Genomic DNA, 12,713 nt, shown 5'->3' on the forward strand with positions numbered 1-12,713 from the left:
GTTTTTCGCATACAAATGTCATCTTTACCGCTGGTAAGCACGATTCTGTTCGATTTTTCATACTTATTTTTCGATTTTACGAAATCAGTCAAATTTCTGTATGAAATTTCGAGCAGATTTCCACAATTCGCAAGTGGTAGCAGCCGCCAGACCGGCTCCCCTGAACCCCCCCAGTCGAGCTGGGGGGATTTCGCATGCCGCAAGGGAGCTTCCCGGCCGGACTGCCGGCCGTTCAGGGGGCGTCGTGATCAATGAACACCCTTGTTGTTATCCGCGTCTGCCCCGGTTATCCCGTCCGCTGCCGACGTTGTCGCGGGAGGCGTGGGATTCTGCTTGCTTACCAGGAAAGTTACCGTTTTGGTATTGTTCGTGCGGTCCATTTCCGCGAATCGCCCGATATCGTTAATATGGACGCTTAACTGGTAGGTCGCCTCCCCGTTAGGCACTTCCCAATACCCGTTTTCGCCGCCAGCGTTCGTATACAGCGTCACGCTTTCCCCTACGCCGATCGATTGGCTGTACGTGTCCGTATATCCGAACGAGCCGCCGTTCAGGCCGAATACGGCTCCGGTTATTTTGCCGTCTGGCGTCGGGAGAATACCGACATTTTTCACCGTCACGTAAAAGCGGACACCCTTTTGTCCGGCATAGGGCTGGGCCGGGTCCGTGCCGAGGTCCGTTACGATAAGATCCGGGCCCGGCGTATAAGGCTGACGCTCCAGACTCAAAAATTCGAACGAACGATGGACGATTTTGCCGTTTTTAGCGACGACTTTAACGATATGGTTTTCCATCGGGAGCCCCGTTTTTTCGAAAACAACTTTTTGCGCGCCTTGCGTGTTCGCCGTTTTCAAATCCACCGTCCCTTGCAGAACGTCGTCGATGTACACGTCAGCTTCGCCTAAAGCGGACTCGATGTCGGAATACCAGCGGATTCCCGTACCTTTAAAGCCCATCGCTGCGTAATCGCCGAACGTCGACGTCTCGTGTAGATCCGCTCCGTTGGACCCGGTTCCGAAGGTCGGTGAAGAATAGTACATATTCGCGCTTTTATGGGCGATATTCGTCCAAAGCGCTTTCGGGGTTTCATCCACAGTGCCTTCTTTCAGCTCGAACCAATCGTAAAATGCGAAAACGTTATCGCTGCTCTTGGCAATGGACAGCACCAGGTTGCTCGTATCCGCCGGCATGGTGACGTTATATTCGACGGTAGTGTAGACGTTCGGCTCCGTTCCCGGTAAATCCAGGACCCGATTCAACTGGTTGTCGATAACGAGGTTCACCTTTTTGTTCGCCGCCGCACTATATTTCATTTTCAGGATATAATTGGTGTTGGCTTTGACCGGCACCTTCAGCACGTTCAACCGCCCTTGCGTAAAGTACATGCCAACGAATGTGCCATGATTGGTCACTCCCTCCAGCTCCGTTTGCTCCGCTTCGACATGCAAGGCCCCCGCCGAAGTTGTCGTATAAGGGGACGCAGGCAAGGTCAGCGAGGAAATAGCCGCCGGGTCGCTCGGCTCGGACTCGTTGCCCGAATCGTCATAAGCGATTAGCGTGTAATAGTGTGCGCTTTCCGGTCTTACGTCATTATGCGAATAACGGGTTACGGCTTTCGGCAGTTTAGCCAGGAGCACTCCGTTATCGTACAGCTTATATCCGGCAACTGCTTTATTGTCGATAGAAGGCTGCCAGGTCAGCTTGATCTGCTTGTAAGAAACGGCCCGCGCTTCCAGGCCGGGTTTGCTCGGCGCCACGTGCTCCGACGGGGTCAACATATACTGCACCGCTTCTCCCGGCCGGAGCGTTTCCGATAATTGCGCACCTGAGGCGCCGTTCACGACAACAAAACTGCGCGCATCCGCATATTTGTTCCCTGCGCCAAAGCGCTCCCCCGCATACTCGACGCTGTCCGGCATCGTGACATAGACGTTCATCGTCACCGGCACCGTTTCAAAATTAACAAAATTGAGCAAAAGCTTATCGGACTTTGCGCCGGTATTGCTGGTTTCGATAGCAGAGGTGTCTACCGCGCGAAAGTATGCTTTTTTCCCGGCCAGCTCGCTCTGATTCGCATACACGTAAGGCAGCGGTTTGCCGTGGGTGCCGTAGGCGAGCGCCAGCCGGCGGAATACGTTCAGACGCGTTTCATCCGGGTCGCTCGGATGGATCCACGCCTCCGCATCGTCGGCGGATTTCATCTCGATATCCTCTTTCAGCAAGCTGTACTCCCTGAAGTAAGCCGCATGCTGCATGACGTAGTCAAGGTAGCCGATCGTACTGCGCATTTCGCGGTCAAAAATGGCGGCAAAGCGGTGATCGAACGTATCGTAGCGGTTATTGTCGGTATGAAAATCGTTGGCTCCCGTCTCGCTCATCATCATCGGCTTCGCCACGCCGTCGCCCTGATATTCGGGGTACGTCTTGAGCGTCTCGACCAAAGCGCCTCCGTCGCCGCCGGCAATACCGGTCATGGTATAGCTGTGGCCGTTCGTCATATCGGTATAGTCTTCGATCTGCCTGCGGTAAGCGGGATCGCGCTCCCATCCGTCGGGGGTTCCTTTGGACGGCCAGTACGCCCAGCCCGGTGCAATCGCTTTCAACCAAGGGTTAAGCAAAGCCTTCTGTTCTTTCACATACTTGGCGAGCGCCAAATCGGCGGCGAAAGCGTTGTCAAAAACGCCGGGTTCGTTGTCCAGCTCGATATATTCGAACAGGTCCCCGTTTTCCTCGATTAGCTTTTTATAGTAATCTTTCAGCTTTTCCGGGACGACCCCCGACGCGAGCTCGGCATCCTTTATATAACTTCCGAACGGCAAAAGCACCGGCGCCATATTCAAATCGCGCAGCACAGTCAGCCATTCCCGCGAAAATTGGCCCGCACGGATCACATTGCCGCTGTAAGCGAGTCCCAGCCATTTCACCACTTCCGCCGTCTGCAGGTCGCGGTCTTTCAGCACATGGGACACAAGCGCCGTTCCCATACGGGTGTACCGCCCGTGAATCGGCTCGCTGGCCGGAGCTCCCAACGCCTCAAGCTTGGCATAGTCCCATTCGAACCAGTGGAAATCGTCTCCGCCGGCGCCCGCATACAAGCCTCTGTCCAAAGACAGCTTCAGCTCGTTAGGTCCGGCCTTCAGCATTTCCTTCGGAATATAAAGCTCGTAAGTCTCTTTAAATTTTTTGAGCGTATTTCCGCCGTTCAAGCCGACAATCTGGATCAAGCCGGCCATCGTATCGTTGGAAAATACGGCCAATTGCGGCACGGATACGTAAGCATCCAGGCTGCGGAAGCTGAACTGCACGCCATAGTCCGGAACCGCGGCCAAATTGTACGAAATGACCATCGTGCCGTTTTTGCCGAGATGAAGCCCTTTGGACACCGAACTCCAGTCCGTGCGGGCGGCCCAGTCGGCCGGAACGGTTACAGACTCCAACGGCGTCTGCTTATAATCGGTAAATTCCGCCGACTGCCCGTCGTCGAGTCCGATTCTCCAAAGCGGCGTATAGGTCTGCGGAGGCTGTTCCGTTCTAACCATTGTGAACAAAGCAGTCGAGCGCAAAATGTTTCCGGCAGGCTTCGTCAAAGTTTCTTTCAACCGGACTTGAATTTGCCCGGCCGTATAATTTGCATTGTCCAGCTGGATCGGATTTGCCGCAGCGGTTTGCCAGTGATACCCGCGATCCGTGCTGTATTCGTACGCGGCCGTATCTTCATAGCCGGGAACCGGAGTCCACCCGAACGTATTCGCGGCATCGTTCTCTACGGGATTCGTCGGTGCGGCAGGCAGTACATAAGGCGCCAAATAAGCGCCCGGTATGACCTGCCGGGCGATTCCCGGCCCTTCCCAGGCGACGGCCAGATTGTCATTTGAAGCGTTTTCCTTGTGAAGCGCCTCCATGTAGTACCTTTTTCCGCCTGTCAGTGCGATGATCACCGATTTCTGGGTGGGTGCCTTTCCCCATTCCCGGGGATTGGTGTAGACCGTATTGTAGGCTATTTTCTCTTTATGGACGGGCTCGCCGTCAGGGCTTAGCCACAGCTCGGAGCTGTCGTCCGCCGCAATCCAGAACGTATAGCCTCCGCTGACCGGCGGGGTCAGAAGCCCGTAAATTTTGGAGCCGTAATAATCGCCGGTATTGCTTGGCGCCTCGAAGTTCGGCAAAATCCGCGAACCCGTCGGCGGCGTGTTTACAGGGATCTGTTCCACTTTGCCGCCGGGGACGTTGTTCCAGTAATCTTGGGTAATGCCGCTTGCCGCTGCATGCGCATGATGCTCCGACTCCGGAAACAGCGGAAGCATGGGGGTGATAATCGAGAACAGGAGAACGGAAATAAGGAGTTTACACTTTTGCAGAGATCTCATACGATCTCCTCCTTCGTTCTATTTCAGTTCTTTTTGAGACTGTTCGGCGAACTTGTAAAGGTCATCGATGCTGAACGAATTGGTTTTGTTGGTCTCATACCATTTGGCGTAGTAATCGTCGACCTGTTTGCCGCCTGCTTTTTCCCAAACCGCTTTGGCATCTTTAACGGCCTGCTCCGCGCTGTAGCCGGCGCCGCCTACCAGAGCTTTCAGCCAAATATCGCCTTTATCGATGTTGTTCGATTTGCTCGTGCTTTTGACGATAGCCTGCAGATCATCGGGCAGAACCGGCAGGAAATCGTAGCCGAGCGATGGAATCGGCCGTTCTTTGTTGATATAAATTTCTTTGGATTTCAGGTTGATATCGAGCAGTTCTTTCTGAGTCGGCACTTCAGGGCGCAGGTTCACCAAATACACTTCCGCGCATTTGCCGAGCAACAGGTCGGACCTCATCATATTCAGATCGTCCGTGTACAGCTCTTTTTTGTTTTTTTCCGTATCGATCGGCTGCGGACATCCGTTTGATCCTTTTTGCGTATGCGTGCCTTCGATTCCGTTTTTCAGCAAGCTCGCGTTTTTCGGATCGACCATCCAGTCGATATACTGCATAATCGCTTTCGGGTCCTTCGCTTTCGCATTGACGACGGCGACCATTTGCACCGGGGTGCTGATAATCGGGCTGAACTGGCCGAACTGGCTCTTCGGCAGCGCAATCGGAATGACTTTGGCGTTCGGATTGTTTTTCTTCAAAGTTTCATAGTTCGATATCGTAAACCATGCGCTGTCGATGGCAAAAATCCCAAGCTTGCCGTTCATAAAATCTTGAATGCCTTTTTGCCCGTTTTTATCCGTCAAAAAATCTTTATCTACCAGACCGTCGTCAAACAGACGCTTCTGGAATTCCACCGACGCTTGAAGCCGCTCCCAATCATGCGCCATTTTATCGTTTTGCACAGCCCAATCGATCGAACGGCCGAACATGTGGCTGATGACCGAAAAGCCGACTCCGCTCAAGTTGATGCCGAACGTATCCTTTTTGCCGTTGCCGTCCGGGTCGTCGTTCACGAACGCTTTTGCGACTTTGTACAGCTCTTCGGTCGTTGTCGGCACCTGCAGGTTCAGCTTCTGCAGCCAGTCCTCGCGGATTAACAGGCGATGATGCGGAGCGACGACATTCAAGCGCCCGATTTCATACAATTTGCCGTCTTCCTTCGTTCCTATTTTGCGCAGCAGCGGGTACTTCTCCAAAATTTGCTTATAAGTCGTGCTGTAATTGTCGACCATGTCATCGATCGGCATCAACAGCTTTTGCGAATACCAACTGTTCCTGTAGTTGGCGTCGTACTCCAGAATCAAGTCCGGCGCGGTCCCGGAAGCGAGCAATGCGTTAAACTTCGGAAACGATTCCCAGCGGGGCACGGGCGTGTATTTGACATCGACAGGACCGTTCTTGTTGATCCATTCCACCCAGCGGTTGTTCTCCCAATTCCCTTCCTCCGGAGGAATATTGCCCCGGTCATATACCGAAACGCTGATCGCTCCCCTTTTTCCGGAATCGGGCGCCTTGGAAGCATTCGAACTTGCCGTGCCGGCGCCTGACTTCTCGGCCGAGCAGCCCGCCAACGCGGCGGTACAGGCCAACGTGAGCACTAACGCATTGCGGTGACTCTTATTTGCGGTAAACACGGTCATCCCCCTCCCCTCAAGCTGTTTAATTAGCCTTTAATCGCGCCGATCATAACCCCTTTTACAAAATATTTTTGCAAAAACGGGTATATCATCAGCATGGGAACTATCAATACGATCACCCCGGCCGCTTTGATCGATTCCGGCGTCATTTGCTGCAAATCGTCCTGGCGGACTGAATTAAGCTCTTGCAGGACGGATTGGCTGGCCACCATCTGCTGAATCATGACCGCCAAATTCATCCGGGCGCTGTCATTCAGAAACATGAGCACATGCAAAAACGAATTCCAATAGCCCACTCCGTAAAATAACGTCAGCGTAGCCAAGACCGGCATGGATAACGGGATCATAATGCCGGCGAGCAGCCGCCACTCTCCGCAGCCGTCCAACCGCGCCGCTTCCTCAAGCTCTTCCGGAATATTCATGAAGAAGGTCCGAAGCACCAGCATATTGAACGCGCTGATTAATCCCGGCAGCCAGATGGCGCCGTAAGTATCGATCAGGCCCAAGCTTTTCACAATGAGAAACAAAGGAATCAGCGGCGTTCCGAACAGCATCGTAAATACGATCGCCAGCGTAAAAAAACGGCGTGCATAAAAATAGGATTTGGCCAGCGGGTACGCCGCCATCACCGTAAACCACATGCTGAGCGCTACGCCGACAACGGTAATGACAACACTATTGCGAAAAGCTTTGATCAGATTCGTGCCGGCATACAATGCTTTGTACGCTTCAAAAGTCCAGCCCTGCGGCCACAATGTGACGTGCCCCGATACGATCGCCTGATAGCTGCTCAGCGATAAAGATACGATATGGAGCAATGGCAGGGCGCAGCTTATCGCGGCCAGACCGAGAAAAGCATAGCTCAGCACGTTGAATATTTTTTCGTCCAAAGTTAATTTCATGACGGGAACGCTCCTTTCTTACCACAGTGCTTGATCGAATTTTCTGGCAACCCGGTTCGAAAGGACGACGAAGAAGAAGCCGACCAACGATTCGAATAAACCGACCGCAGTCGTTAAGCTGAACTGCCCTCCCTGGACGCCGACAATAAAGATGTAGGTGCTGATGACGCTCGAAACATCGGTTACCGCCGCATTTTGCAGCGTATACACGTGGTCGAATCCTACTTCCATAACGTTCCCCATGCTCAGAATCAGCATCAAAATAATCGTGCTGCGGATGCCGGGCAGCGTCACATGCCAGATTTGCCTCCATTTCGACGCACCGTCGATGCCGGCGGCTTCATACAGATGTGTATCGATGGACGTCAGCGCGGCCAAATAAATAATGGCTCCCCAGCCCGCTTCCTTCCAAATGCCGGAGCCGAGAAAGATCGCGATCCAGCTGTGCTCCTGATACAAGAAAGCGACGGTTTGACCCGTCCATAGCTCCAAGAGCTTGTTTACGATTCCGGACTGCTGGGAAAATATCGTGACGACAAGGCCCCCGACAATCACCCATGAAAAAAAATGCGGCAAATAGATCAGCGTCTGCACGACGCGTTTGAACCGCAGCGCGCGAATTTCATTCAGCAGGATCGCGATCAGGATCGGAAACGGAAAGCCGGCGCAAATGCTTAACAAGCTTAACGTAACGGTATTGCGGATGATGGTCACCGTCTGCGGCTGGGTAAACAACGACTTGAAGTGCTTCAAACCTACCCATGGGCTTCCCCATATTCCATCCATCAAATTGTAATTTTTGAACGCTATAACGTTCCCTAAAATAGGCAAATATTTGAAAATGACAAAATAAGCGATGACCGGAACGAACATCATCAAGAGAGGGATATTTTGTTGAAAACGACGGCGCGCTTGCGGCGGCGTATGCTGCATGTCTGATTCACCTCCTTCAGCAGAAACTGGAAACTTTGGAAACTTGAAACCCCAGCCGCTGATGGAATCAATGTACCTCGGAGGTGCCATAAGGCTCAATATACATGAATTTACGAATAAACTCTTTTAGCAAACTGCGGCTGCACAACGCTTTTGCGAACTTGACGCGCCAATCGATAAACATGAGATAAACCTTTATCAAGGTCTTTCAAAGATGTGAGGGCCGCGTTTAGAGGTAGGCGTTTTCCCGGGAAATACAGGTTCTACTCTTCCTTCCGGTACTCGCCCGGCGTGAAACCGCTGTACTTCTTGAAAGCGCGGATAAACGATATCGCATGCACATAGCCGACTTTGCCCCCGATGTCCTGAACGGAATCATCGCTGCTCTGGAGCAGCTTTTTCGCTTGTTCCATCCGGATTTTGACGAGATAATCGACGAATTTTTCGCCGAATTCCTCTTTGAACGACCGGCTTACATGCGAAGCATGCAGCTGAAACCGCTCGCTCAGCGAGTTGAGCGACAATTCCGGATCGGCGTAATGGGTTTCCATATAGGCGCGAATCCGCTTCATCAAAGCATGCGTGCTTCTGACTTCGCGCAAAGCGGCCATCCGTTCCGACGCTTCCTCCAGAATGCGGAACCACTGCGAATATGCTTCCTCGATCGTATCGAACCGCTCTATGGCATCGTTCAGCCCCGGCAGCGCCTCCCGCTTCCACAGCTCCTGAAATTCGGCCGACAGTTCGAGCATTTCCCGGTGCAAATGATACACCATGTAATTCATAAGATTGCGGATTTCATCGTACGCAAACAACCCGGCTTTTAATTCGGTAAAAATTTGCTCCAACGCCGGCCTCCACGCCTCGTCTCCCAGGCGAAAAAACTGCGCCAGCGACTTGACGAGGGGCAAATGCTTATACATTTCTTTCTCGGCTGAAGCCTCGGACTCCCAATGGTAGATAACGCGGTTGGTTCCCAACGAAGATTTGAAGCGAAGCACGTTGGCTCCGGCGTCGTAGGACTGCACAAGCTCTTGCACTTGAGCGACCGCAGGTCCGACGCCGATCGTAACGCGAAAAGGCAAATGCTGCTCGACCCAGGAGCGCACATGTTCGCAAAAATGAGCCGCAAGCTTCTCGCTGTTTTTTCCATCCGCTTCGGCAAACAGGACTGCGCCCAGCCTGTGAGCGGCCGTCCATTCCGCCCATACCGTCAAACGGAGCTGCTCGGCGGCTTCGTAAACGACGCGGCTCAGCACAAATTTCAGCAGCTCCCGATCTTTCTGCGAGAACATTCGGCATACTTCCATGTACTTGTCGAGCTCTATGACCGCAGCGGCAAGCTGCCTGAAGCCGGAAGGCACGTGCAGCCGCTTCATCTCGGCTTTCCATTCTTCGTAGCCGATCGCCCGGCTGCCCTCAAGCCATTCTTTGAAAAAGTGGCGGCGGCGGAAGACGATATCTTCCTCGTGCTGCTTCTCATAACGGCTGGACAGCTCCATTAAATTGCCCAATGCCCGGTCGATGTACTGGAACTCGTCCTGTTTATCGGCATCGAGCCCGATAGCTTTCAGCTCGGAATACGCACGGATGCGGGCCATAATCGACTCGATCGGCCGGTAATTGCGGTGCGTCACATAAGTCATCCAGACTCCTCCGAGGACGACCATCAGCAGGCCCAGCCCGATCCATACATAGGAAAATACGGAGGTGAACGTAAATAAATGCTCATCGTTGAGGCCGCTCCGGTATTCCCAATTCGTATAGTCCGAGCGGATTCGGGTCAGCTCCGACCCTCTCTTGTTGAATCCCGCTGCTCCGGCGGCATTGGCGGATGCCGTCAGACTGTTGCCTTCGGCATCGTACACGTCGATAAAGCTGACCTTTGAACGGGACATGTCGCCCACCATGCTTTCAATCGAGTCCATGCCGATATTGACGACGACAATCCCCTGCCGTCCGGATAACAGAGGAATTTTGCGAACTAAAGAAACGACCGCTTTGCGTTGATCCGTCTCGGCAAATTCTTTGTAGATCCGCCGGTTCGTCAGATGATACAGCGCAGGGCTCTTCATCATCTCTTCAATGAACGTTTCATCGCCGAAACGGTCGGCCTTCATCATCGTGTTGGGACTGATGACCACTTGATCGGAAGCCCGATAAATATACAGCGAATCGATAAACTTGTTGTAGTTCGTCATCCCGCGAATCAGCTCGGTGATTTCATAAGCGGAATAGTAGGGATTTCCTGCAAATTTGTTGTCGAAAAACTGGTCGATCCGCCTATCCGTCTGCAGCTCCTTAATCACATATTCATCTATCGTTTTCAAAGCGTAATCTACCGACTGCATGACGTGCAGCGCATACGTTTCGTTCGCCTTCTCGGCTTCTTTTCGCGATAATTGGCTGATCGCAACAAAAATTAGCACAATAAGCATGGCGGCGATCATGAAAAAAACGGGCAAATAGGAAAACAGAAGCCGGTAAAACCATCGTTTGCTCATACAAAGCGCCCCTCTGATTCAATCCGCATGCAGATTGCGAAATGCTTCCTAACACAAGAAAAACCCGTTCATTTCGGGTTTTTCTCTGATAAGTATGCGCGGATTTCATTTATTTAGAACCGCTACTTGTCCATTCCTTTACCCAAGTTTTGTAATTCAACGTGCATACCTTCCCCTCGTATTCCAACTTCAGAATACCGCTGTTCAATTCCGACTCCATAAACGGATTGCGAATTAACGGCCATTCGTCATACCGGATCTCTTTTCCGTTCAGCAGCCGCTGCCCGTCGTACGCGATATGTAAGACGTCCCCGCTTAAAGCCGTATACGTGATGGAGGGAGTCGGGCTGTCCAGCCGTGATGCATCCACATGCGTTCGGCTCATAACAGCGTCTTGGTAGCGGCCGAGTTCAGCCGCAATTTTCCGCTCTTCGCTCAACCCGCTGTCCGCCTCCCGGGAGTAATCGCTTGGACTTGCCGCTTCCACAATAACGGCGTGAATAAGACCGTCGCTCCGCAGCCTTCGGTTTCCGCTTTCGTCAGCTATCCACCGGTACGGCTTCAGCAGCCTCACTGCGATCAAGACCGTTCCGCCGTGGGCGAATATGCGACCGCCGGGCTTTTCGGTAAGGCGGTAAATGGCCTTGCCGGAAAAGAACCCGTCGATATAGGGATCGCGATCCGACCGGAACGGCTGCCGCGGGCCGTATTGGTAAGCCGTCCCCGCCGGAATATGGTACAGCGCGATTAAGGCGCTTCGATGCTGAATGACCTGCTCGTATGGCGACGATCCCAGCCAATTGTCCGCATACCGTTCCTCCGGAGAGCCGAAATCGGGAAACGGATGATTGAAAAAAAGGACCCCGGAAGGCTCATCCGAATCCCAATCGAGCGACCATCTTCTTAGCTGTCCGGACCATATCACATCTCCCTGCTTGCCGTCCGTCATACTGCCGAGCGCAAAGCCGGGCGTGACATAGGTGTATTTGCGAACGCCGGTTCGGCTAATATAACCCAGCCCCTTCAAGCCCCGGCTTGCTCCTGCAAGCTCCCTGGTTTCATGAAAATCGTGAGCTTTCGCGGAAACGGAAGTCACGTCGTGCGTTTCCACATGCTCGAACGGAAAGCTTCTGTCCTGCGCGATGCATACGAGCATATCGGGCGGCGCGTAAGCGGACAGCGCATTAATGACGCTGTAATGCGGCTCGCCATTGCGCAAATCGGGCGTTCGCCCGCCGAAGTACAGCCAGGCCGCCGCCGTTCCCGCCGGCGAGCTGCCGAACGTCTCGGTCGGATGATAATCCCGCGAATGCGCGCCGGTAAATACGCCGTTCAGCCAGTCCCCCGCCGTATTGGCCAAATACCAATCGAGCATCATTTCGGCTTTCTTTTTCAGCAAAAGGTCTCCGGCAAAATCGTATAAAGTTGCCAATGCGTTCAAATACATCGCGCTGTAAGTGGTCGAGTCGAACTCCCCCTGCCCAAAATGGGAGACCTGGTGAAAATAACGGTCCAAATAGGCAGCGCACCGCGTTGTAAGCCTACTTGCGTGCTTCCAGTCCGGCCATGTTTGCGCGGTCAAATATCCGGCTGCCGCATTCATGATTTTATGGTTTTCGGTGCCGCTCTCCAGCTCGAACTGATCGTGCAGCAGCATTCGCGCCCTTACTTTTCCCTTTAACTCGGCGCTGTATAGATGGCCGAACCGCAAAAAAGCATCCATATTGGCATAGCGAAAAAACATCCCATGCTCGCCGGGATCGTCGTTGGCCAACCGGACATGATGCAAGGCCAGCTCCGTCTCTCTTTGCATGCCTAACCGCGCAATGGCATCGTACAAATACCTCCGCGCCTTGTCGGAATCGGGGACAGGATTGAGCGGGGATTGCTCCAAAATCAGCCGGGCGCGCCACCGAAACGCTTCTTTCATATGGATATTCGTATCCATAGCTACCTCCGCTTTGCGTAGATTTCTCCAAGTACTATAGCTTTCCGGCCGGGAGCAGGCAATAAACATGTTTTGCCCGATAGACGATTTTTTCGCAAAAGCCCTCCACCCGTGCATCCGAACCCGCACCCTGGTTGAGGGCCCCGCGGGGCGACCGGGCCGCTGTCATGCGGCGCAGCGCCGCCGCGCGCTGGGAGCTGCGCACGGTGCGGGCATTCGCGAGGGGCTCGGATGCGCTGGTGGGCCCGAATGCACCGCCGGTGGGGCGCGAAGCCTGCATTGGCGGTGGGCTCGAATGCACCGCCGGTGGACGGCAAAGCCTGCATTGGCGGTGGGCCCGAATGCACCGCCGGTGAGACGCGAAGCCTGC

General features: G+C 53.5%; 6 protein-coding genes. All 6 read right to left on the bottom strand.

What is annotated here, in order from left to right; all coding sequences use genetic code 11:
• Positions 1-248 precede the first annotated feature (248 nt).
• The 6 genes from AC0LWT_RS10710 to AC0LWT_RS10735 all read right to left on the bottom strand — a co-directional run bounded on the left by AC0LWT_RS10710 (position 249) and on the right by AC0LWT_RS10735 (position 12,343).
• Positions 249-4,367 carry a PA14 domain-containing protein gene (locus AC0LWT_RS10710; protein ID WP_474681228.1) on the bottom strand — a complete coding sequence of 1,373 codons (4,119 nt, stop codon included), beginning with the start codon at positions 4,365-4,367 and terminating at the stop codon, positions 249-251.
• Between the two features lie 18 nt (positions 4,368-4,385).
• Entirely contained in the window at positions 4,386-6,053 is a 1,668-nt protein-coding gene (locus AC0LWT_RS10715; RefSeq protein ID WP_474681229.1) for an extracellular solute-binding protein, read from the bottom strand.
• Between the two features lie 29 nt (positions 6,054-6,082).
• On the bottom strand, positions 6,083-6,958 hold the full coding sequence (locus AC0LWT_RS10720; protein WP_474681230.1) for a carbohydrate ABC transporter permease: 876 nt from the start codon (positions 6,956-6,958) through the stop codon (positions 6,083-6,085).
• A gap of 18 nt (positions 6,959-6,976) precedes the next feature.
• The gene (locus tag AC0LWT_RS10725) at positions 6,977-7,891 is read right to left on the bottom strand and encodes an ABC transporter permease (RefSeq protein ID WP_474681231.1); all 915 of its coding nucleotides are present in this window, start codon (positions 7,889-7,891) and stop codon (positions 6,977-6,979) included.
• Positions 7,892-8,154: 263 nt separating this feature from the next.
• Positions 8,155-10,395 (bottom strand): helix-turn-helix domain-containing protein, encoded by a 2,241-nt coding sequence (locus tag AC0LWT_RS10730; protein WP_474681232.1) that lies wholly within the window; start codon positions 10,393-10,395, stop codon positions 8,155-8,157.
• A gap of 109 nt (positions 10,396-10,504) precedes the next feature.
• Entirely contained in the window at positions 10,505-12,343 is a 1,839-nt protein-coding gene (locus AC0LWT_RS10735) for a hypothetical protein (RefSeq protein ID WP_474681233.1), read from the bottom strand.
• Positions 12,344-12,713: the final 370 nt, after the last annotated feature.

It is taken from the genome of Paenibacillus sp. sgz302164 (genome assembly GCF_056120505.1).

Coding starts and splice junctions, on each gene's coding strand:
- AC0LWT_RS10710 (WP_474681228.1), bottom strand. CDS start 4,367: ATGAGATCTCTGCAAAAGTGTAAACTCCTTATTTCCGTTCTCCTGTTC.
- AC0LWT_RS10720 (WP_474681230.1), bottom strand. CDS start 6,958: ATGAAATTAACTTTGGACGAAAAAATATTCAACGTGCTGAGCTATGCT.
- AC0LWT_RS10725 (WP_474681231.1), bottom strand. CDS start 7,891: ATGCAGCATACGCCGCCGCAAGCGCGCCGTCGTTTTCAACAAAATATC.
- AC0LWT_RS10730 (WP_474681232.1), bottom strand. CDS start 10,395: ATGAGCAAACGATGGTTTTACCGGCTTCTGTTTTCCTATTTGCCCGTT.
- AC0LWT_RS10735 (WP_474681233.1), bottom strand. CDS start 12,343: ATGGATACGAATATCCATATGAAAGAAGCGTTTCGGTGGCGCGCCCGG.